The organism is Amphritea sp. (assembly GCF_050300915.1).
GTDB lineage: Bacteria > Pseudomonadota > Gammaproteobacteria > Pseudomonadales > Balneatricaceae > Amphritea.
The window spans coordinates 1-23876 of record NZ_JBNKYN010000071.1; the positions used below are offsets into that span (position 1 = coordinate 1).

15 protein-coding genes and 2 tRNA genes are annotated in these 23876 nt (G+C 49.0%); 15 read left to right on the forward strand and 2 right to left on the reverse strand.

Annotated elements, in window-relative coordinates:
- The coding region (locus tag ACQY8X_RS16170) for a beta-ketoacyl synthase N-terminal-like domain-containing protein (protein WP_428036176.1) at nt 1-5711 on the reverse strand (5711 nt) is incomplete at its 3' end.
- A gap of 262 nt (nt 5712-5973) precedes the next feature.
- On the opposite strand from ACQY8X_RS16170, the gene ACQY8X_RS16175 reads away from it, so the two are divergent.
- From ACQY8X_RS16175 to ACQY8X_RS16240, 14 genes are all read left to right on the forward strand, one after another.
- Complete coding sequence (locus ACQY8X_RS16175) at nt 5974-7377, forward strand: cytochrome P450 (RefSeq protein ID WP_428036177.1); 1404 nt, start codon at nt 5974-5976, stop codon at nt 7375-7377.
- A gap of 1 nt (nt 7378) precedes the next feature.
- Nucleotides 7379-8296 (forward strand): lysophospholipid acyltransferase family protein, encoded by a 918-nt coding sequence (locus ACQY8X_RS16180; protein WP_428036178.1) that lies wholly within the window; start codon nt 7379-7381, stop codon nt 8294-8296.
- A gap of 86 nt (nt 8297-8382) precedes the next feature.
- Nucleotides 8383-8874 (forward strand): CinA family protein, encoded by a 492-nt coding sequence (locus ACQY8X_RS16185; protein ID WP_428036179.1) that lies wholly within the window; start codon nt 8383-8385, stop codon nt 8872-8874.
- Nucleotides 8875-8971: 97 nt separating this feature from the next.
- Entirely contained in the window at nt 8972-10018 is a 1047-nt protein-coding gene (recA, locus tag ACQY8X_RS16190; protein ID WP_428036180.1) for a recombinase RecA, read from the forward strand.
- 154 nt (nt 10019-10172) lie between these two features.
- Entirely contained in the window at nt 10173-10625 is a 453-nt protein-coding gene (locus tag ACQY8X_RS16195) for a regulatory protein RecX (protein ID WP_428036181.1), read from the forward strand.
- A gap of 234 nt (nt 10626-10859) precedes the next feature.
- Nucleotides 10860-13412, forward strand: coding sequence for an alanine--tRNA ligase (alaS, locus tag ACQY8X_RS16200; RefSeq protein ID WP_428036189.1), 2553 nt, complete (start codon nt 10860-10862; stop codon nt 13410-13412).
- Nucleotides 13413-13464: 52 nt separating this feature from the next.
- A complete protein-coding gene (locus tag ACQY8X_RS16205; protein WP_428036182.1) occupies nt 13465-14700 on the forward strand; it encodes an aspartate kinase in 1236 nt (411 codons plus the stop codon).
- 150 nt (nt 14701-14850) lie between these two features.
- Nucleotides 14851-15033 (forward strand): carbon storage regulator CsrA, encoded by a 183-nt coding sequence (csrA, locus tag ACQY8X_RS16210; protein WP_019620695.1) that lies wholly within the window; start codon nt 14851-14853, stop codon nt 15031-15033.
- Nucleotides 15034-15100: 67 nt separating this feature from the next.
- A tRNA-Ser gene (locus tag ACQY8X_RS16215) sits at nt 15101-15190 on the forward strand.
- A 4-nt stretch (nt 15191-15194) separates the two neighbouring features.
- A tRNA-Arg gene (locus ACQY8X_RS16220) sits at nt 15195-15271 on the forward strand.
- A 157-nt stretch (nt 15272-15428) separates the two neighbouring features.
- Nucleotides 15429-16886: a tRNA uracil 4-sulfurtransferase ThiI gene (gene thiI, locus ACQY8X_RS16225; RefSeq protein WP_428036183.1), complete on the forward strand. Its 1458-nt coding sequence runs from the start codon at nt 15429-15431 to the stop codon at nt 16884-16886.
- A 282-nt stretch (nt 16887-17168) separates the two neighbouring features.
- Nucleotides 17169-17399: an OadG family protein gene (locus ACQY8X_RS16230; RefSeq protein WP_428036184.1), complete on the forward strand. Its 231-nt coding sequence runs from the start codon at nt 17169-17171 to the stop codon at nt 17397-17399.
- Between the two features lie 65 nt (nt 17400-17464).
- Complete coding sequence (gene oadA, locus ACQY8X_RS16235) at nt 17465-19243, forward strand: sodium-extruding oxaloacetate decarboxylase subunit alpha (RefSeq protein WP_428036185.1); 1779 nt, start codon at nt 17465-17467, stop codon at nt 19241-19243.
- Nucleotides 19244-19255: 12 nt separating this feature from the next.
- A complete protein-coding gene (locus tag ACQY8X_RS16240; RefSeq protein ID WP_428036186.1) occupies nt 19256-20557 on the forward strand; it encodes a sodium ion-translocating decarboxylase subunit beta in 1302 nt (433 codons plus the stop codon).
- 115 nt (nt 20558-20672) lie between these two features.
- Here ACQY8X_RS16240 and ACQY8X_RS16245 read toward each other — a convergent pair whose 3' ends face one another.
- On the reverse strand, nt 20673-21596 hold the full coding sequence (locus ACQY8X_RS16245) for a histone deacetylase family protein (protein WP_428036187.1): 924 nt from the start codon (nt 21594-21596) through the stop codon (nt 20673-20675).
- Nucleotides 21597-21916: 320 nt separating this feature from the next.
- Between ACQY8X_RS16245 and ACQY8X_RS16250 the strand changes: the two genes are divergently transcribed.
- The gene (locus ACQY8X_RS16250; protein WP_428036188.1) at nt 21917-23557 is read left to right on the forward strand and encodes a tetratricopeptide repeat protein; all 1641 of its coding nucleotides are present in this window, start codon (nt 21917-21919) and stop codon (nt 23555-23557) included.
- Nucleotides 23558-23876 lie beyond the last annotated feature (319 nt).

Sequence of the window (23876 nt, forward strand, 5' to 3'; positions counted from 1 at the left end):
GCAAGGTGGTGCAGCGCGTAGTAAACTGTGAGGAAAGTGGTTGGAATCGTCGCAGCACTTTCGTAACTCAGACCCGCCGGAATAGGCGCGATTGAATAGGGGGTGGCGATAATCTTGTTACTGAAGCAAGAAGAACCAAAACCGACAACCGGGTCGCCAACCTTGTAGTTATCAATCGCTGAGCCGATACGGATAATGCGTCCGGCGAACTCAAGGCCCATTGTTGCCCCGGCAAAGCCATTTTCAATCGCTTCATCGGATAATAGCCCCAGAGCATACATGATATCCCTGAAGTTCAGGCCGGTGGCCATTACCTCTATTTCGATCTCATCATTTGCCAAACCTCGGGCGGGGCGGGATTGCCATTGCAGGTAACGCAGTTGGCCAGGAAGTTCAAACCCTAATGAGATCAGATCAGTATCTGCTTCTCTCTCGGCAGAGGACGGCTTGGCTTCTTTGCGTAACCTCGGAGCAAAGCGGCTCCCCTGAGTATTGATAAACAGTTCAAACTCATTAGAGGGCGTCAGCAATTCGTCCGTAAATGCAGCGTAGGCCGCCTGAGTCATTGTTGTAGGCAGGTCGATCAGGCGAACCTGATTACTCAGTGATTCATTCATCAGTGTTCGACCAAAGCCCCACAAAGCTGCATCCGCTGGGGGCAAGGGATGGTGTTCTTCTGGCAAGGATTGATCACAGGGGAGGGCTGCACCTACTCCCTGAGTGATAAGTAAAATATCCGCTGTGCTATTTAGCTCTTCTAACCGTTGTAAGATTTCAGTGGCTTGGGTACAACGAAGTGTCTGGCTAGTCAGAGGGTCTGAGTTTTCACCTATTTGCTCTAGGAGGATTATCCGGGTGACCGGATTATTAATTTCAGCCTCTTGAATAAGTTGTTTAAACTCTGATGCGCTCTTGTATCGGGTTACAATGGATGGGCTTATAGCACTTATACTATTAGTGATATTCAGCTCGTGCTGGTTTATACCGCCAATTACCAGCCACTGTTCCGGTTGTTTAACCGTTTCGGTTGAGGTTGGATAACTGTCTTTGAAACGACTGCTGATCAGAAAGAAACTTGTATCATCGGCTTCCCTGGAAAGTAGCTGTTGCGCATAAAAACCTTCCTGCTCGAGGGTTGCCAGCCATTGTTCATCGGATATCTGTACAGAGTTTTGGTTTAACCACCAGTCCTGGTTGTGGCCAAAGGCAAAATCAAACCAGAAAGATGGCTGTATTCCACAAATCAGTACTGTCGCATCTTCAGCGAGCAATGGTTTAATTTGTTGCAATAGCTGTAAGCAGTTTTCGGGGCGGTAGTCGTCTAAAGTGACTATCACTAGCTGGTAGGGGGTGGCGTCAGTCTGGGAGCCTAACTCGCATGTGTCTGCTAAAGGGTAGCGCTCGCGCAAATGGCCAGCGCTTTCCAGAGCATCTTCGTTGTTGCTGGCAAATGAGTAATCCGCAATGTTGAAATTCAGGCTTGAACAAAGGCTGTAGCCAAAATGACACTGTGATAAAGCTGCTTCCAGAACTCGCAAGCGTTGTCCGGGTTGCAGGCTATCCTGTCGCTCAGCAATGACCTGTTTTAAAGCAGTTGCTATAACCGGATATGCCGTTTGGGTTAACAAGTCCCTGAATAAGCGTTGATAGCCCTCTTGACCTGGGGTTGAGTCCGCAGGTTGTTTTGCGGGAGCACTTTCACCGGGTAGCTTAAAGATATGCTGCAGTAATAATGTAGTTCTTCCAGCCAAATGGATTGCAGAAAAGAAATCAGGATAATCCCGCAGCAATGCATTCCAAATCAGGTTGCTGCTGATTTCAGGTGCGCTGAACTCCGGGCTAAGGCTGAAAGTGTTGTCATGCTTCTCCAGCACTCCGTACTCGCATGCGGACTTGAGTAACTGCTGCCGAAGATTACTTAGATCAGGCTTTTCCAGGTTAAGTGCTTCGACAACCTCTGCATCTAAAGTTGCCCTGTCTCCCAGGGTAGAGCTGACTGACTCAGCCATTGCATGGGCTATCATGCTTTCCAGCAACGGAGCGACCTCATCGTTGTAACGGCGTATCTGGGATTGCTGATGTTGATACGCTTTTCTGACAGCATTGTTCAGCGGTGTCTGCAATGAGGTTTTATCAGTCGCTGAAGTCGGAACTGGTGTGAGATGATAATTTAGAAAGGCTACATCTCTTGCCTCTGATTTATATAGTCTGACCGCTTTAAAGCGAACCCCGTCAAGCACCGCTATAGCGTTACCTGCAGCATCAAAAAGTTCGAGTCTGGTCAGTAAAGAGTGCGGTGCTTTACGTAGCAGCTCCATCCGCGCCAGAGCCGGTTGAACGCCGCTACTGCGTTTCATCAGGACTCGCTCAGCGCGGGACGGGATAAAAGCAGTACCATTATTCTTTGCCAGCTCTTTAGTGAGAAAGTGAACGACTAACTGGATGGCGCTATCAAGTATTCCAGGATGCAGCAGATACTTATCAGCAGAGGACTGAATTGATTCGGGTAACGTCAACTCTGCCAGAATTGTGTGGCCACTAATCCAGCCTTGTTTAATTGCACTGAACGCAGGGCCATACTGAAGCCCAGCCTGCAGGGCCATCTGTTGGTGTATCTTAGCGTCAAAATCTGGTCTTGTGTCCGGCCGTTCTGGCGCGGCAAGCAGAAGTGCCTGTCCAGTCGTTTGATGAACTGCCCGGGCTTTACAATTCTGAGTCCATTGATCGGTTACAGTGTAGCTGCGGGTGGTAATGGAGATGTCACCCGATATAGGGTTAGCACAGGTTCGGACAACTTTGCTTTGACCGTCTTCTAATATTAACGGTGCGAGAATCTCAAACTCTTCGATCTCTACATTATCCTGCTGCCGGAAGTGGCTGGCTGCATTCAGGGCAAGCTCAATAAAGCCTGCACCAGGATAAACAACGCTGTCCCCAACTTTATGGTCTGCGAGCCAGGGCATACGAGCTGTATCAAGCTTGCCTTCCCAGTGCAATGGAGAGTGAGGAACAGGTGCACCCAGTAGTGGGTGAACTGAGTTTCGGTTGAGCAGCTGCAGTGATTCGACTGTACTGGTATACCAGTAATTCTCATGCTGCCAGGCGTATAAGGGCAGCTCCAGGCGCTTGCCTGAACAGGGGAACCATCTGTCCATGCTGGCAGCTCCTGCCATAATTACATTTGCAACACATTGTTCCAGTTCCGGGAGTGTTCCCTTGTTTCGGGTGAACGTAGGGATGACTTTGGCTGTAATGTTATGCAGGCGTATCTGGTCCTGTTGATAACTTCTCAGAACGGGATGTGCGCCCACCTCAACAAAACAATTGTGTCCCAGTTCGATAATGGTATCGATTGCTTGCTGAAACAGAACTGGTTGGCGAATGTTATGCCACCAGTATTCTGTATTCAGCTGGCTGCCATCCAACAGCAAACCGGTAACTGTTGATATATAGGGAATAGTGCTTTTGTTGGGTTTTAGTCCGGATAGTGATTGTAAAAGCTGCTGTTCAATCGGATCCATTTCGGGGCTATGGAAAGCATAATCCAGTGGCAATCGAACATTAAAAATATTTGCACTGCTGAGCTGTTGCTCCAGCATCCTGAGTTGTTCAGGACTACCCGCTAGGGTAACGCCTTTGATGCTGTTGACTCCGGCGAGGTGAATTTTTGAAAACTCAGGCTGTTGCAGCAGTGCCTCGGTGTCTTCCAGGCTTAATGCTGCGGCAGTCATTGCCCCCTGGCCCTTTGTTGTTCCCTGACATTGGCTGCGGAAGAAGATAACTTTGACCGCGTCTGCTAATGTTAAAGCGCCGCAGGCCCAGGCCGCTGCAACTTCACCAACGCTGTGACCGGTAACGGCTATAGGGGTAACTCCCTGGTGTCGGAGGTGTTCAGTGATACCTACCTGAATTGCAAAGAGTGCAGGTTGAGCAATCTCAGTGTACTGAAAACGATTTTCGCCATTCAGGCCTTGAATCTCATCAATTAATGAAAAATCTGCATAGTTTGAGAATAACGTATCTATCGCAATGACGGTTTGTAAAAACACATCGGAAGAGTCCAATAAGGATTTGCCCATCGTTTCCCATTGACAGCCGTTACCTGAATAAACAAACACGCTGCCGGGGGAGGAGGTTAGTCCCGTACCGGTATAAAAATCCGGGCTCTCAACGGTCTCAGAACTTAGCGTAAAACTCAGTAACTTCTTGAGCGCTTCTTCTTTATTCTGAGCAAATAGCAGAAGTGCTTCAGCGTGACGCTCCTTGCGCAGGTTATAGTTCCAGGCGATATCATAGAACGAAGCCTCGTTATTCTGTTCCAGATAACGGGCCAGTTTACTGGCATTTTCTTTCAGTGCTTGTTCGCTTTTTCCGCTGATGATTAATGGCAGAACTTTAGGTGCATTGAGCGTGCGAGGGTTTTGGGACTCGGCAGAACATTCATCGCTTTGTAAAATTACATGGGCATTTGCCCCGCCAAAACCAAATGAATTTATGCCTAATGTTATAATCCCATCGCCCTTAAGAGGGTGTAACTGGTCAACAACCTGAATGTTCCATTCCTGAAACTTAATTTCAGGGTTGGGTGTTTTCATGCTAATGGTCGCGGGGATTGCCCTGTGTTTGAGAATCAGCACTGCTTTAACCAGGCTGGCAACCGCTGATGCAGTTTCTAAATGTCCGAGATTACTTTTAACTGATCCAATCGGTAGCGGGGTCTTGCGCTTTTGTCCGAGAGCATTACCAATTGCCCGTGTTTCTATCGGATCACCAACGGCGGTGCCTGTACCGTGAGCCTCAACGTAGTCTACCTGATCAGGGCTAATACCCGCTTTTAGGTAGGTTTGCTCCATCAGCGCTGTCTGAGCATGGCATGACGGGATAGTTATACCTGACTTATTGCCGTCAGTATTGACCGATGAAGCGGCGACGACCGCAAAGATTGTATCTCCGTCAGCTTTTGCCTGGTCATAGTCTTTCAGCAGGAAAACACCGCCTCCTTCTGAGCGGACATAGCCATTTGCTGATTCATCAAACACTTTACAGCGACCATCAGGAGATAGCATGGTCGCTTTTGAAAAAACAATGAATCCAAACGGGTGCAGGTGAAGACTGATCCCCCCCGTCAGGGCAGTGGTAACTTCTCCACTGAGAATTGACTGGCAAGCCTGGTGAAAGGCCACCAGCGTTGATGAGCACGCAGTGTCCATGGAAATGCTCGGACCTTTTAGGTCAAAGCTATAAGATATCCGGTTAGAGGCGATGCTGGAGGTGTTGCCAGTTGCTGTGGACGAGTTAATAACACTCAGGTCATCGTTCATGCGATATGAGTAATCGATGCTGGAAATGCCAAAGAAAACACCAGTGTCTGATTTTCGCAGGCTGGATGCTTTTATTCCCGCATGTTCAATCGCTTCACTGGTCATTTCCAGTAGATAGCGCTGCTGCGGGTCGATGACAGCTGCTTCGCGGGGGGAAATGCCAAAAAAGTCAGCATCGAAGCCAGCAATATTACCCAATGATCCCGCTTTGAAGGTGTAGCTGCTACCCGGGTGATTTTTATCTGGGTGAAGAAACGTGTCGAACGACCAGCGATCGGATTCTACCTCGGTAATAAAGTCTTTTCTATCAAGCAGATCCTGCCAGAAAGTATCTGCCGTGGTTTGTGGCAGGCGGAATGAATAACCAATCAGTGCAACACGTTTGTCCATGCTTAATAACATCGTCCTGTAAAGCATATAGGTGGATCATCTATTCTAAAGTAAATGCCTCGCTGATATAAGAGAGAATCAGTTGTGGGTACCTGTTTTGTGAGGTAACTATTGGGGCTGTACTTAATTCTGTTACAGTCGCGCGGATCTATCTGTCTGTGGTTCGCGACTTGGTTGTTGATTCGTTATCAGTATCTCTGTAAATAGGGTACTGTTCTTAAATCAACCGCAATTTAATTGTTATTGTGAGCAAAGAGTCGCTATGAATATACCTGACAGTCAAACACTGTTTGTCCCCGTAATGGCGTCAAGGCCACATTCTTTTAGTCTTTCTCTGTGGAATTTGCCCGCTTTTCGCCGCAACATGCTGTCGATCTGGTCGGATAAGGCTTATCGGGCCAGAAAAATGTCTTTCAGATTGTTGAATCAGGATTACATCCTTTGTAATTCGCCGGATACGGTTCGACGGGTATTTCTTGATCGGCACGATATCTATGATAAAAAGAGTCCCCAGATGCGTCATGCTTTAGAACCGTTGTTGGGTGACGGTTTGTTTGTTAGCGATGGTTTACTTTGGCAGGAGCGGCGTAAAGCGTGCTCACCTCCTTTTGAAAGCTCTTTTTTGCCTGGTTTTGCGCAAATAATGTCCAGTTCGGCTGTAGAGATGGCGCATCGTTGGGAAGCACTACCTGATGGCTCAACGGTTGATGTTCTCAATGAAATGGCGCGGCTAACAGCGCAGATTATCGGTCGTACAGTGTTTGGCGATGATGTGTCAGACCAGGATGCTGCTAAGGTTGTCAGTGGATTTACTGAGTATCAACACACCATCAATCAGATCGATTATGCAGATACTTTTGGTTTGCCATTTTTAAAAGGTTTGGCCAACCCTGTTCGGCGCAGAAAGGCTGCCAGGGCCACCGCTGAAGTTCATCAGGTTATCGACCAGATAATTGATCGTTATCAGAGAGGCGCTAAGCCTGACAGGTTGACACTGCTGTCTGTGCTACTGGGTGGGGAGAGTTCTTCGTCCGCTAAACAAGGCTGCCCCATGAGTGCTGAGGCGGCAAGAAATGAGGCTATAGTGATGTTTATGGCTGGGCATGAAACGACAGCAAATGCTTTGGCCTGGACCTGGTATCTGCTGGATGGCTGCGAGCGCTCGCGTAGCAAAATGTATGCGGAGATTGATGAGGTTTTGCAGGGGCGAACGCCAACCTTCGAAGACGTGGCTAATTTGCCTTTCACGCGTGCTGTATTTGAGGACTCACTCCGGCTGTATCCACCGGTACCTCTGTTAAGCCGCCAGGCGCGCAGTGATGATGAAATACGGGGTAGTAAAGTGAAAGCGGGAACGATAATGCTGGCGTTACCCTGGTTGTTACATCGGCATGAGCAAGAGTGGGAACAGCCGAATGCGTTCTACCCCGAACGGTTTATGCCTGGTAATCCTAAACCAGATAAATTTACTTATATACCCTTCAGTGTCGGGCATCGGGTTTGTCTGGGGTTGCGCTTTGGACTTACGGAAGGGATCTTATGTCTGGCAACTTTAGCTCAGCGTTATCGTCTTAGTTTGCCTGAGAATTATAAAGTGGAAATTGAATGCCGTTTAACACTAAGGCCAAAAGGAGGTCTGCCAATGATTCTGAGTAGAAGGAGTTAGTATGGGTCTTAACGGACTGTCCTTTAAGCAAAGGTCAGAGTTGCTGTTTGCTCGTTTGCTAAGGTTGTTGCCGATTGATGTTGCTTCGGCTATAGGAGGCTGGCTGGGCCGCAGAAGTGCTCGTAAAGCTATTAGACTAAAACGGAAATGGGTAGCGCGCTTGCATCATAACTTTGAGCGGCTGGAAGGTCTGACCGATCCGCAAGCCAGAGAGGCTCGGATCATAGAGCATATTGACCATATAGGGCGAGTGTATGCCGAATACCCGGTACTCCATAAAATAGCTGCTGAGCGGTTGACGGTAACTGGTAGTGAATTTCTTGCTAATGTGGATGGCCCGATTATCTGCGTAAGTGCGCATACCGGACATTGGGAGTTAATGGCTGAAGTAATGCGTCGCCACGGAATAATGGGGGCCGTTTTATATGACCCTATTCCTGATAAGGCGCGATTGCAGCAGGCGTTGAAAATTCGTAAATATTTCTGTCCTGAAGATACCGGTAATCGTCACATTCCCGCATCACCAACTGCGGCGAGAGAATTGCTGGGCTGGTTGAAGTCTGGCCGTGGGTTGTTGCTCTATATCGATGAGGAAAAAGATGGTCTGGTCTGGTCTCCTGCATTGGGTAGAGAACTGCCGTTTCAGGGAAATCGGGTGATGGCGGCGAAGCTTGCAGTCAAACATAACGCGCCGCTTATTCCTATCCACATACAGCGTAAGACGGGGGCTAATTATGAGGCTATCATTGAGTCTCCGATTGTTCCGAAAGCTAACTCTGATCGCGCATCGGCAACAGCCGATGTCGCTGAGCAGTTGAATAGTACATTAGAACGATGGCTTGAAGAGGACTATAGTCATTGGTATTGGTTAGCTCAGTTGAATCTGGATAAGCCTTTCTCTAAAAGGGAGGCTAACTAAAAGTAACAGTATAGCTTTCAACATGAATCAGGGGCGGGAATATGTGCTGCTCATGTTGTTTTTTTAGCTTCGTTCTAGGACAGTCGATGAATACACAGCAACTTGTTCAGACTCTGGCACAGTTAGCGCAGGATAAACATATTTGTATAGCGACGGCAGAATCCTGTACTGGCGGCTGGATAGCGCAGGAAATGACTGCACTGGCGGGAAGCTCAGACTGGTTTGAGTGTGGTTTTGTTACTTATAGTAATGAGGCCAAAACCCATATGCTGGGCGTGTCTGAAGCGCTGTTTATCAGTGATGGTGCAGTCAGCGAGCCTGTGGTGGTGGCGATGGCTGAAGGTGCTGTTGCTAACAGTCGGGCGTTGCTAAGTGTTTCGGTCAGTGGTGTTGCGGGTCCTGGTGGTGGAACGCCGCTAAAGCCTGTAGGTACCGTGTGGATGGCCTGGCATCTCAAGGGGGTTGGCACTGAAACCTGCTGTTTTCAGTTTGCAGGTGATCGCCAGGCTGTGCGTCAGCAGGCTGTTGTTGAGGCCCTAAAAGGACTTATAAAACAACTAAATAAAACCACTGTATAAAAAAACATATTTTTTACTTGCAAACGGAACGCGCTGTGTTAATAATGCTGGTCAAACATACAGTATTTTAACTGCGCTGCAGAGATAGGTCATTACAATGGATGCTAACAGACAGAAAGCACTTGATGCTGCCCTGAGTCAGATTGAACGTCAGTTTGGTAAAGGCGCCGTGATGAAGATGGGGGATCACCCCCGGGAGGCGATTCCTGCAATCTCGACCGGTTCTTTAGGGCTGGATATTGCTCTTGGTATAGGCGGTTTGCCAACCGGGCGGATTGTTGAGATCTATGGTCCTGAATCCTCTGGTAAAACGACTCTGACACTGCAGGTGATTGCTGAAGCCCAGAAGATGGGTAAGACCTGTGCATTTATCGATGCTGAGCATGCACTTGATCCGGGTTATGCCGAGAAGCTAGGAGTTAATGTTGACGATATGCTGGTTTCTCAGCCAGATACCGGTGAGCAGGCGCTGGAAATTACCGATATGCTGGTGCGCTCTAATGCAGTTGATGTGCTGGTGGTAGACTCTGTGGCTGCACTGACACCTAAGGCTGAGATTGAGGGTGAGATGGGTGACTCTCATATGGGGCTGCAGGCTCGTCTTATGTCTCAGGCTCTGCGCAAACTCACCGGTAACGTTAAGAATGCTAACACTCTGGTTATCTTCATTAACCAGATTCGGATGAAGATCGGTGTTATGTTTGGTAGTCCTGAAACGACTACTGGTGGTAATGCATTGAAGTTTTACGCTTCTGTACGCCTGGATATTCGTCGCATAGGCTCAGTTAAGCAGGGCGATGAGATAGTGGGTAACGAGACCCGCGTTAAGGTTGTAAAAAATAAGGTAGCGCCGCCATTCCGTGAGGCCGAATTCCAAATTATGTACGGTGCCGGTATCTATCATATGGGGGAAGTTATCGACCTTGGCGTTAAGCATGATTTTGTCGATAAGTCGGGGGCATGGTATGCCTACCAGGGCACTAAAATTGGTCAGGGTAAGGCGAATGCGGCTAAATATCTTGAGGAGCATCCTGAAGTTGCCAATGAGATTGAAACTGCTATCCGTGCCAAACTGCTGGCGGTGTCTGGCCCAAAAGTGAAAGAGTCTGAGGCGGCAGAGGCTGAGCCCCAGCTAGACCTGTAAGCGGCAGGTTGGCGGTAATATAGATGCGTTTTATGAAAGGAGCCTTTTGGCTCCTTTTTGATAGCGACAGGCCTGGCTGATCGTCTTTGCTGTTGTGTTTACTTCATCTGAAAAATAGCGGTTGTTTCAATTCTGGTCAGATAGGAGCCCGAGCGTGTACGAAACTCAATCTGAGGTAAAAAATGCGGCTATCGGGCTGCTGGCTCGCAGAGAGCACTCCCGTAAGGAGTTGTTGGAAAAGCTTGGCAGGCGCTGTGCAGGGGTTGATCTGGATGAGGTCCTGGATGAGTTGGCCTGCAATGGTTATCAATCGGATCAACGTTTTACGGAAAGCTTTATCCGTATGCGGGTTGGACAGGGACAGGGCCTGATAAAAATTCGCTTCGAGTTGCAGCGTAAAGGTATAGACAGTGACCTGGTTGCCGCTTCGTTTGAGGCTGCGAATATTGATTGGTTTGAGTTGGCGCTGGATATGTATCGCCGAAAGTACCGGGTGGCTTTGGATGAGTCTGACTTTAAAGAGCGGGGTAAAAGGATGCGCTTTATGGCTCAGCGCGGCTTTAGTCCGGAGCAGATCAACTATGTTATTGCCGCTGAGCAGGAGTAGAAATACTAAACTACGCTAACAGCCTTTTCTACCTGTCAGCGCTCCTATCTCTGATAGTCGCTTCTTACCTGAAACCACCCTCTGATATAAAAAAATTCGTAGATTTAATCGTCTCGTTATATACTACTTCGCCATTTTTATAATGATTTCCATGCCTGTTTCTAAGTTTCTGTTTTGTATCGGAAACAGGGCTGGTGACGGTTAAGTATTAGAGCGATTAAAGCTATGAAAAATATGACAAGTGCTGAACTGCGTCAGGCCTTCCTGGGATATTTTGAATCCCTGGGGCATGAAATTGTGGAGAGTAGTTCACTGATTCCTGGGAATGACCCTACCCTGATGTTTACCAATGCGGGGATGGTACAGTTTAAAGATGTCTTTCTGGGTAGTGATAAACGCTCTTACAGCCGGGCGGCGACCAGTCAGCGCTGTGTGCGCGCTGGCGGCAAGCATAATGACCTGGATAACGTCGGTTATACAGCCCGTCACCATACCTTCTTTGAAATGCTGGGTAACTTCAGTTTCGGCGACTATTTTAAACGTGATGCGATCAATTTTGCCTGGTACTTTCTGACTGAAATCCTGGAACTGCCAAAAGAGAAGCTCTGGGTAACCGTGCATATCTCGGATGATGAAGCCGAGAAAATCTGGAAGGATGAAGTGGGTATTGATCCTGCCCGGTTCTCCAAACTGGATGAGGATAATTTCTGGTCGATGGGCGATACGGGTCCCTGTGGCCCATCCAGTGAGATATTTTTCGATCATGGTGCCGATGTCTGGGGTGGACCTCCCGGAAGTCCGGAAGAGGATGGCGATCGTTATATCGAGATCTGGAACCTGGTGTTCATGCAGTTTAACCGCTCTGCTGACGGTTCAATGGAACCGCTGCCTAACCCGTCTATTGATACCGGTATGGGGCTTGAGCGGATTGCTGCGGTACTGCAGGGCGTGCACTCCAACTATGAGATTGATCTGTTTCAGAATCTTCTGAAAGCAGCATCTGCTGCGGTGGGATGCAAGGAAACCGATACACAGTCATTACGGGTTATTGCCGACCATATTCGCTCCTGTGCTTTTCTGATTTGTGATGGGGTAATTCCATCCAATGAAGGTGCAGGTTATGTACTGCGTCGAATTATCCGCCGTGCGGTGCGTCATGGTAATAAGCTGGGTGCTTCAGGCCCCTTCTTCAATACGCTGGTGGCTGCATTGGTGGTTGAGATGGGCGATGCCTATCCTGAGCTTAAAGAGAAACAGGCGCAGATAGAGCGCGTGCTGCTGAAAGAGGAAGAGCAATTCGCTAAGACGCTTGATCATGGTTTACGTCTGCTGGAAGAGGTCATTGCAAATCTGGCCGGTACGGAGATTCCCGGGGAGACGGTGTTTAAGCTGTATGATACCTATGGTTTTCCTGTCGATCTGACGGCGGATGTTGCTCGTGAGCATCACCTGACGGTGGACATGGATGGTTTTGATCAGGCGATGGATGATCAGCGCAACCGTGCCCGTGCGGCTGGTAAGTTCAACGTTGATTACAATGAAACTCTTCGTCTTGACGGGCAGACAACCTTTACCGGATATACCGAGCTGGAAGGCGCTGCCACTGTTGTTGCGTTGTTCCGTGATGGCGAGCCTGTTGAGCAGCTAAATGCTGGGGACAAGGGGATGGTTGTGCTGGATCAGACCCCGTTCTACGGCGAATCCGGTGGGCAGGTCGGTGATACCGGCCTGTTGTCAGCGACAGACGTTGAGTTCCGGGTTGAAGACTGTACTAAAGAATCTAAGAACCATCTGCACCATGGTGTGCTCGTCAGTGGCAGCCTGAAAGTAGGTGATGCTGTTCAGCCTCGTGTCGATAGTGCTAAGCGCCGGGCAACGGCGGTCAACCATTCTGCCACCCACCTTCTGCATGAAGCGTTACGTCAGGTGTTAGGTGAACATGTGCAGCAGAAAGGTTCGCTCTGTGATGCTGATCGCCTGCGTTTTGACTTCTCTCACTTCGAAGCGGTGAAGCCTGAAGAGATGAAGCGGATTGAGCAGATCTGTAACGAGCAGATTCGTCTGAACTCTGCTGTTAAGACCGACATTATGGATCTGGAAGCGGCTAAGCAGACCGGTGCCGCTGCGCTGTTTGGCGAGAAGTATGAAGAGACTGTGCGGGTTCTGACCATGGGCGAAGGTTTTTCCGTCGAACTTTGTGGCGGTACCCATGCAAGTCGCACTGGAGATATTGCTCTGCTGAAGGTTGTTTCTGAAGGCGGCATTGCGGCAGGCGTACGTCGTATTGAGGCGGTGACCGGAGCAAAAGCGCTGGAATATATTGAGCAGTCAGCCGCGCAGCTGGAAACCAAACTGCAGGAGCAGGTGGCTAAGAGTCGTCTGCTTGAAAAAGAGCTGGAGCAGATGAAAGCGAAGCTTGCTGCCGCCAAAGGCGCAGACCTGCTGGGCAGTGCCGTCGATGTCAAGGGTGTTAAGGTTTTGGCAGAGCAGCTGGATGGTATTGATCCGAAGACCCTGCGCGACACGATTGATCAGCTGAAGAATAAACTTGGCAGCGGCATTGTGGTGTTGGCGACGATTGCTGATGGCAAGGTCAGTCTGGCTGCGGGTGTTACTAAAGATCTTATCGGCAAGGTTAAAGCGGGTGATCTGGTGCGTGACCTGACGGCCCGCCTGGGAGGCAAGGGGGGTGGTCGTCCTGATTTTGCCCAGGGTGGTGGTACTGATATTGAGGCATTGCCAGCGGCTCTGGCTGAAGTGCAGCAGTTAGTTGAGCAGAGCTTGTAAGAAACGATTGTAATAACTGAGGCCTGGTGGCTGATGATGGGAACGGATAAATATGGCCCTATATGTACAAAAATATGGTGGAACGTCGGTCGGAACCGTTGAGCGTATTCAGGGGGTAGCCGATAAGGTCAAAGGGTTCCGTGACGCAGGTCACGATATTGTGGTTGTCGTTTCCGCGATGAGCGGTGAAACAAATCGTCTGATTGCTCTCGCTAAAGAGATGCAGGTCCAGCCGAGCCCCCGGGAGATGGATGTGCTTCTGTCTACCGGTGAGCAGGTCACAATCGCCCTGTTATGTATGGCGCTTGAGGCTCGCGGGGTTAGTGCGCGTTCTTATACCGGTGCTCAGGTTAAGATTCTGACCGATGATGTGCATATGAAAGCACGGATTCAGGATATTGAAGTGGATGGCATGCGTGCTGACCTGGAGCAGGGAAAAGTTGTGGTTGTTGCTGGTTTTCAGGGGGTTGATCCTGATGGCAATATCACCACTCTGGGGCGTGGCGGCTCAGATACGACGGGGGTTGCCCTTGCTGCTGCACTGAAGGCTGACGAGTGTCAGATCTATACGGATGTTGATGGCGTATATACCACTGACCCGAGGGTTGTGGAAGGCGCGAAGCGTATGGATAAGATCACCTTTGAGGAGATGCTGGAAATGGCCAGCCTTGGGTCAAAGGTGTTGCAGATTCGCTCTGTCGAATTTGCGGGTAAATATAATGTGCCACTGCGGGTTCTGCATAGTTTTCAGGATGGGCCGGGCACGCTTATAACAACAGAGGAAGACGATACAGTGGAAAAACCGGTCATCTCAGGTATTGCATTTAACCGCGATGAAGCGAAGCTGACAGTTCTGGGTGTGCCAGATATTCCAGGTGTCGCTTCTCGTATTCTGGGGCCTATCAGTCGCGCAAATATTGAACTGGATATGATTCTGCAAAATATTGCTGCGGATAACTCTACTGACTTCACATTCACCGTACACCGTAACGACTTTGTCGCGGCGCAGGACATTCTGCTGAAAATCAGAGATGAATTGGGCGCCCGGGAGATCATTGGTAATAATAAAATTGCTAAAGTCTCCATTGTGGGGGTTGGTATGCGGTCTCATGCTGGTGTTGCCAGTAAGATGTTTGATACATTGGCGGGTGACAACATCAACATTCAGATGATATCAACGTCTGAAATTAAGGTTTCTGTGGTAATTGCAGAGAAATACCTTGAGTTGGCTGTGCGCGGATTGCACTCAGCTTTTGATCTGGACGCGGCTGATACAGTTAGCGAATAAACTTATCAGTAGTGGTCTATAGTTAGGTCACTGCTGAGCAAATATAATGTTTAACGCAAGGTTCCCCTGCGACAGCCCGTTGTTACGCTATAATGCAAACAGGAGAGGTCAGGTCTGTAGTACTTGTCTGTTAAATAAGGAGATTTTTCTATGCTTATTCTTACTCGCCGAGTTGGTGAAACCTTGATGGTTGGTGATGATGTCACCGTGACTGTGCTGGGTGTAAAAGGTAATCAGGTTCGTATTGGTGTGAATGCCCCTAAGGATGTTTCTGTGCATCGTGAGGAAATTTATCAGCGCATTCAGAAGGAAAAAGAGCAGGATAGCGAATAATCTTTGTTTTTTAAGATTAGCGCTTTTCTTTTGAAAATCAGTATTGTACTATACGCGCCGTTGTTTAGGTGAGCTGGCCGAGTGGCTGAAGGCGCGCCCCTGCTAAGGGCGTATAGGGGAAACTCTATCGAGGGTTCGAATCCCTCGCTCACCGCCATTTAGCGCCCGTAGCTCAGCTGGATAGAGTACCTGGCTACGAACCAGGCGGTCGCACGTTCGAATCGTGCCGGGCGCGCCACTTATTACCTGCCTTAACCTTTGTTACTGTCATATCGCGTTTCAGCATCTTTGCCTTCTTTTTTCCCATTATAAAGCGCGTATATCTGGATGAATTTTGTCCCCTCTACCCTGCAATGTATAATGGTCGGCCTTTTAACCCTCTGCAGATGTACATCATGAAATTTATCGTCAAACTCTTTCCCGAAATTACCATCAAGAGCAAGCCTGTGCGTAAGCGTTTTATTCAGCGCCTGCAATCCAATCTGCAGGTGACGCTGAAACGTATTGATAATGATATTAAAGTGCGCGGTTTGTGGGATCGGGTTGAAGTTGAGCTGCCCTCTGCTGATGCTGAATTGCGGCTACAGGCGATTGAACTGATGATGTGTACTCCCGGTATCCAGCATATTCTGGAAGTAGATCAGTATCCGCTGGGATCATTTGAGGATGTTTTTCAGATTGCTAAGTCGGTCTATGCTGATGAGATTAAAGGCAAGACTTTTGTTGTCCGGATCAAACGTGGTGGCAAGCATGAGTTCAGATCTACAGATCTGGAGCGCTATATCGGCGGAGGCCTGCTGGAGCATTGTGACACTAAAGGGGTGGATCTGCATAACCCTGAGGTGACGGTTAAGCTTGAGATTCGTGATGAACATCTGTTTCTGATATCGCATCAGCATAAAGGTTTAGGAGGCTACCCTCTGGGAACACAGGAAGATGTTATATCACTGATCTCCGGCGGTTTTGATTCAGTTGTTGCCAGCTATATGACGATGCGTCGGGGCAGCAAAACCCACTTCCTGTTTTTCAATCTGGGTGGTCGTGCCCATGAGATCGGTGTAAAACAGATCGCCCTTTATCTGTGGCAGAAATATGGCAGCGCATCGCGGGTAAAGTTTATCTCTGTGCCTTTCGATGAAGTCGTTGGGGAGATCTTGCAGAACGTCCACCACACTCACATGGGCGTGGTATTGAAGCGGATGATGATGAGGGCGGCTGAGAAAGTTGCTGACCGTATGAAGCTGCCTGCGTTTGTCACCGGTGAAAGTATCGCGCAGGTGTCCAGTCAGACGCTGATTAACCTTCAGGTGATCGATTCGGTAACCTCCAAGCTGATAGTGCGGCCACTGATAACGATGGATAAGCAGGACATTATTGATCTGACCAAGCAGATTGGTGCCTATGATTTTGCCAAAAATATTCCAGAGTACTGCGGTGTTATCTCTGATCGTCCGACAACCAATGCCAGGATTGAGCGGATAGAGGAGGAGGAAGCTAACTTTGACTATGACATTCTGGCGCAGGCGCTGGAAAACACTCAGGTTATTACCATCGATAAAATTGTTGAAGATATAAATATCCATACAACTATTGAGGCATTGACCCGGGTAGGTGAGAATCAGATGATTATTGATATCCGTCACAGTCGGGATCAGGAGCGTAAACCCTTCAATATGCCTAAGGCTGAAGTGCTGCTGATCCCATTTTTTGAGCTTGAAACAAAATTTCAGGATCTGGATCAGAATAAAGAGTATCTACTCTATTGTGATAAGGGCATTATGAGTCAGATGCATGCCCAGAACCTGCAGGATAAGGGCTATATGAACGTTAAAGTTTACCGCCCTGAGGTCTGATTAAAGGCTGAAATACTGAATTGGTTAACATCGTAAATTGTCGTATTTTAGCTGTTTTTTGTAGTTTATTTACAGAAGTTTGCGGCACTTTTTATGCATTAATTATATTTTAAGCGGTTGCCTGAACGTTATATTTCAGGTTTAATTGTTCACCATTTACTAACTGTTCATCTGTTCTGTTGCAGCCGGATTCAACCTTCGGGGGAGAAACTGCGGCCACAAGCCAGCAGCAGACTTATGGGTTTCGTACAAAGAAGGAGCACCCGTTAGATGGATAATCTAATGTCAGAAGGCCTAAGTTTAATGGTCTTTGGTATGGGATTCGTTTTCGTATTCCTGACCCTGTTGGTTTTTGCCACAGGCATTATGTCGAAGCTGATTGCGAAGGTGGCGCCTGAGGCTCCACCTAAACCGGCCAAGCCAAAGTCAGTTGCGGTTGCAGCTGCGGCTTCAGGTAGCGATGAGCTGATCGCAGTGATGACTGCTGCGGTTCATCAGTTCCGTAAGGACTGATTAGCCTGACAACTCAAACCAATAATTAACTTTAAAGAGCATTAATCGACAAAAGGCCTATACCCATGTCTGATAAAAAACCTCTTGGCATTACCGATGTCGTACTTCGGGATGCGCATCAGTCGCTGTTTGCTACGCGCATGCGCATCGACGATATGCTGCCAATCGCTGAGAAACTGGATAAAGTCGGTTTCTGGTCCCTTGAAAGCTGGGGCGGAGCGACATTTGATTCCTGTATTCGTTATATCGGTGAAGATCCATGGGATCGTATCCGGGAACTGAAAAAAGCGATGCCGAACACCAGGCAGCAGATGCTGCTGCGTGGTCAGAACCTGCTTGGCTACCGTCACTATGCTGATGATGTGGTAAGTAAGTTTGTTGAGCGTGCGGCTACCAACGGTGTAGATGTTTTCCGTATTTTTGATGCGATGAACGATCCCCGTAACCTTGAAACTGCGATTAAGGCGGTTAAAGAGTCAGGCAAACACGCCCAGGGCACCATTTCTTATACAAAGAGTGTTGTACACACCATCGACATGTGGGTTGAGTACGCTAAGACTCTCGAAGATATGGGGGCTGAATCGATTGCGATTAAGGATATGTCCGGCATCCTGACCCCTTATGATGCATTTGATCTGGTGTCTCGTCTGAAAGCTCAGACTGATCTTGAAGTCCAGCTACACGCTCATGCGACTTCGGGCTTGTCCGACATGACTATTCTCAAGGCCGTGGAAGCGGGAATTGACCGGGTTGATACCGCAATCTCCTCTATGTCCATGACCTACGGCCATACCGCAACTGAATCGGTAGTAGCGGCACTGGCGGGTACTGATCGTGATACTGGTCTCGATCTGTTGCAACTGGAAGAGATCGCTGCGTACTTCCGCGAAGTACGTAAAAAATATGCGAAGTTTGAAGGCTCTCTGCGTGGTACTGACTCCCGCATTCTGGTTGCCCAGGTGCCGGGTGGTATGCTTACCAATATGGAAAGCCAGCTGCGTGAGCAGGGCGCTTCGGATAAATTTGATGCAGTGTTAGCCGAGATTCCACGGGTTCGTGAAGATCTGGGTCTGATTCCGCTGGTTACACCAACGTCACAGATTGTGGGTACTCAGGCGGTTATCAACGTGCTGATGGGAGAGCGTTATAAAACCATCTCTAAAGAGGTTCAGGGTGTTCTGAAAGGTGAGTATGGTGCAGCGCCTGCGCCTTATAATGCTGAACTTCAGGCTCGTGTTCTGGATGGAGGTGAAGCAATCACCTGTCGTCCGGCTGATCTGCTTGAACCAGAAATGGAAAAACTGGTTGCTGAGCTCAAAGCTCTGGCAACTGAGAAAGGCGTTAGCCTTGCATCCGGTCAAAATGAGATTGACGACGTTCTGACCTATGCACTGTTCCCACAAATCGGTCTTAAATTCCTTGAAAATCGCGGTAATCCAGACGCATTTGAACCCGCACCTACATTAGAGGACGCCCTGACAATGGCTGCACCTAAGAATACTGGTCCACAGACTTACACCATCAATGTTAACGGTCAGAACTACGTTGTTCAGGTTTCTGAAGGTGGTGATATCACTGCGGCTGCTCCAGCTGCTGCACCTGCCGCTGCTGCACCTGCTGCATCTGGTCCTGCTGAATCGGTTCCTGCGCCACTGGCAGGTAACATCTGGAAAGTTGTTGTTTCTGCCGGACAGGTTGTTCAGGAAGGTGATGTTCTGGTGATTCTGGAAGCGATGAAGATGGAAACTGAAATCCGTGCAGCGCGTGCCGGTACGGTTTCGACCATCGATGTTAAAGACGGCGATACAGTTCAGGTTGGTGACAGCCTGCTGACTCTGGTGTAAGGGCGGATCTAAATGGATAAGCTATTGGACCTCTGGCACGCGTCAGGGGTATATAATGTGGCACCGGGCCAGATCTTTATGATTCTGATCGGCCTGCTACTTTTGTTCCTTGCGATTCGCAAGAACTTTGAGCCTTTGCTGTTGGTGCCGATCGGTTTTGGCGGTATTCTTGCCAATATTCCCGAAGCCGGTCTGGCGATGTCTGCGGTTGAAAACGCCATCCATCTGGGTGGCCCTGAGATGCTTAGCAATCTCGCTGCAGCGCTGCATATCAGCAGTACTGAACCTGAAGCACTTAAGCATGCTTATCATATGGCAGACAGCGCGTCTCATACTGCAGCGGTTTATGCTGCGAATGATCACGGCTTCAACAATGGTATGCTGTATAACTTCTATACTGTAGCGATCGCTTCTGGCGCTGCGCCCCTGATTATCTTCATGGGTGTTGGTGCTATGACCGATTTTGGTCCGTTGCTGGCAAATCCTAAAACACTGTTTTTGGGGGCTGCCGCTCAGTTTGGTATCTTCGCGACCATTATGGGCGCAGTGAGTCTGACTACGCTGGGTCTGATGGACTTTACTATTCAGGATGCTGCGGCGATCGGTATCATCGGTGGTGCTGATGGCCCAACAGCAATCTATGTAGCCTCGTTACTGGCTCCAGATCTTCTGGGTGCAATTGCGGTAGCCGCATACTCCTATATGGCTCTGGTGCCTTTGATTCAGCCGCCTATTATGCGTGCGTTGACCACGGAAGCTGAGCGTAAGATCTCTATGGTTCAGCTGCGTCATGTACCGAAGACTGAAAAGATCATGTTCCCGATCGTGTTGCTGATTCTGGTGGCTTTGCTGCTGCCTGATGCGGCGCCACTGCTGGGTATGTTCTGTTTCGGTAACCTGATGCGTGAGTGTGGTGTTGTTGATCGTCTGAGTGATACTGCTCAGAATGCGCTGATTAACATCGTGACTATCTTCCTCGGCCTGTCAGTCGGTTCTAAACTGTCCGCTGATAAGTTCCTTGATATCCAGACACTGGGTATTCTGGTGCTGGGCGTGATCGCATTCGGTATCGGTACCGCCTGTGGTGTGCTGATGGCGAAGGTTATGAATAAGATGGCCGGTGGTAACTCCATCAACCCGCTGATCGGTTCTGCTGGTGTATCTGCAGTACCGATGGCTGCCCGTGTATCGAATAAGCTGGGTCTGGAGTCAAACTCTCAGAACTTCCTGCTAATGCATGCCATGGGCCCCAACGTAGCCGGAGTCATCGGCTCCGCGGTTGCCGCGGGTGTGATGATCAAGTTCGTAGGTTAAACCTACGATCTTAAAAAAAACCGCCTTCGGGCGGTTTTTTTTTGTTTTTGCTTTTTCTAACAAGTCACGAAGTGACGTCTAGCTGCTAACAAGTCGCGCAGCGACGTTCTTGTAGTTAATACCCCGCCAGCACTTCCAGGTGCGCCTGCACACTAAACGCCAGTGAGACCGGATTATAACCGCCTTCAAGTACTGAGACGATGCGACCTCCGCAGGTGGTACGGGCTGCGTCTGTTAACAGTTGTGTTGCCCAGCGGTAATCCTCTTCGGTCAGGTTAAGATCCGCCATCGGATCCTCATGGTGTGCATCAAATCCAGCGGAGATAAAGATGATGTCAGGTTTATGTTTTTGCAGAGCGGGTAGCCAGTGCTTTTCTAGCTGCTCACGAAAAACTGAGGCGCGGGTATGGGCTTCAATTGGGCAGTTGACGATATTATCCCGCTGAATGTCGCTATACCGTTCGGGGTAGTAGGGGTGCTGGAAGGTAGAACATACCAGCACCTCGGGTTTGTCTTTAAAGATGTCAACAGTGCCATTGCAGTGGTGAACGTCAAAATCAACAATGGCAACCCGGTTAACACTGGGTTGCTGCAAGGCATGCATAGCACCGATGGCAACATTGTTAAAAAAACAGAACCCCATAGCGGCATTATGCTCCGCATGATGGCCCGGAGGGCGAACCGCGCAGAACGCGTTGTCTACTTTTTCAGCGAGCACCTGGTTGGTAGCCAGAATAGCTGATCCTGCAGCCAGACTGGCGGCATGCAGTGAATCGGGGCAGAGGGCGGTGTCTTCATCGGCGTAGAAAACCCCCTCTTCAGGGACTTTCATTTCCAGGCGTTTCTGGTGGAGGTTGGCGTGTGCCAGCTGAATCTGTTCTGGGGTGACATGCACCGATTCCATCTGTTTCAGATGCTCAATCAATCCTGTTTTCTGTAAGACCTTTTGGATTGCCAGGAGGCGGATAGGGCTCTCTGGGTGTTCCGGCCCCATATTGTGCAGGCCACAGTCATGATGAGTAATAAATGCGGTTGTCATATCAGATCTGATTCTTTTAGTTATCTTTAGTTTACTGGAATATCACTGTGGCAGCGCTTAGTCAAAAGTTGTATGAAGAGCTGTCGAGTAAAATAGCTTAACAGGTCGACAGTTGACATGGATCAGTATCTCTTTTGTCGGAAGCCTATAATATGTCTTTCACAGCATAGAACTGTATTTAGCGCCGAGCGTTTCACCCTACACTCGGTGCTTTTTTTTGCCTGCAGAAAACTGATCCCGTTTTGTGATGTTTTTTCTTTCTCCTCAGGGGTGTGGCTCTTATACTTGATTGGATTAAGGTTTAAGGATAAGGCTGGCCCGTGACCGCTTTGCGTAACAATACCATTGATATCGAGATTGATTATACAGACAAGCATGTCCTGTTAATCGATAGTAGCGGTAACATGCGTGCAACAATTTACTACATGCTGCGCGAACTGGGCATTACCAATGTCAAAGCGATTACCATCAATGACCGGGTTATCCCGCTGATTGCGCAAAATGATTTTGATGTGATTCTTTTGGGTCACAACGCCAGTGATAGTGTCACCGGTATTCAGATACTTGAGGAAGCTCGCTATCGCGGTTATATCAAGCCCAGTGCTGCCTGGGTCTGTATGACCAGCGATTCTTCACAAGAGGTTATCCTGCATGCCATTGATAGTCATCCCGATGACCTGATCTCAAAACCCTTCTCAATTGAAGAGCTGAAATACCGTCTCGATCATATTATGCGGCGCAAGTTGGCGTTACGTCCCGTGGATCTGGCACTAGAGTCTGGTGCGTTTAATCAGGCTTTGCAGATTTGTGAAGCGTTGATCGACCGGCAGCATCCCGAATACAGTCATCTGCAAAAAGTCAGAGGAACCCTGTTGCTTGATCTGGGCGAATATGAGCGGGCCAGGGAGCTTCTTGATGGCATCTACTGGGAATCCCGGGACAAAGAGGCTGGACTCTATTTGTGCCGGGCTTATGTGGGGCTGGATGACCTTGCTGCTGCAGAGCAACTGCTGCAGGAGTTGATCATGGATAACCCATTGCTGATTGCGGCCTATGACCTGTTAGCGGAAGTTCATGAAAAGCAGGGTGATCTGGTGCAGGCCCGGGAAACACTTAAGGAAGCAACTACTCGCGCCCCTCTGGGGATTCCCCGGCAGATGGAGCTGGGGCGTGTCGCTGTCCAGACTCAGGAGATGGATCTGGCTAAAGGCGCTTATCGGCGCTCTATCTCGCTGGGCAAACACAGTTGTTATCATTCTGCTGAGCCCTATCTGAAACTGGCGAACCTTAGGCGGATGGAGGTAAAAAGCAGCGATCTGATTACTCGTGAGCAGATTGAGCGTGAGATTGATGGTTTACTCGTTAATGTTCGTAAACAGTTCTCAACGGACCGTGCCGCAGAAGTTCGCGCGTTTTTGATCCGTAGTCAACTGGCTGAGGATGTTGGCGATAGTCATGCGAAAGAGCGCTTTCTCAGAGATGCTAAACTGGTCAACCGGGAGATGGAAACGCCTGTTGATATCGACCGGGAACTGTTGGTGATGTCGGGTGAAGCGTTGCCTGTATTGGAGAAATCTCAGGCAGTCCCTGTCAGAAAAGAGGCTGATTCCAACGCTAAGCAACTGAGTCCGGATATGAGTGATAAGGCAAACCGGCTGGGTATCAAACACTATCTATCCGGAAAGTTTGGTCTGGCGATCAAATCTTTTGGTGCAGCTATTGATTTTGATTTCAACAATCAGTCTGCGGTGCTTAATCTGGCGCAGTTGTTCCTGGAGACTGCCCGGGATGATAAAGCGCGGCGCGAAGACCGCCTGAAAATGGTCGATCGATATCTCAATCTGGTCGAGCGTGTAGTGCTTAAACCAGAGCTTAATAACAAAAAGCTATTGCTGAAGAAATATCGGGCGACACCGCTGGATGAACTGCCCCCCTCTTCGCTGGGTCCGTTGCTAAAATAAGCTTTATTCTCTGTAATATAAGTGTCTTGTGAATAGCAGGTCTCAGCGTTTATATAAACGGTTCAATATATCATCTGTATCGGAATCGATATGGCGCGTATTCCATTGACGGATCGTTTCTATAATCCCGGTATCGGTGTTGGTCTGAGGAGTTCTGCCCGGCTTAGCACGCTCTTTAATGCAGCGATAAAATTTCTTGTGTTCACCTGTTGGTGACTTTGGTGAAACTGGGTGTCGCTGCGAGCAAAGGGTTAGCCTGAACCGTGGGGGCGGTGATAATCACCGCGTCAAAGAAGCCTGATGCCAGTCCCGGGTTGCA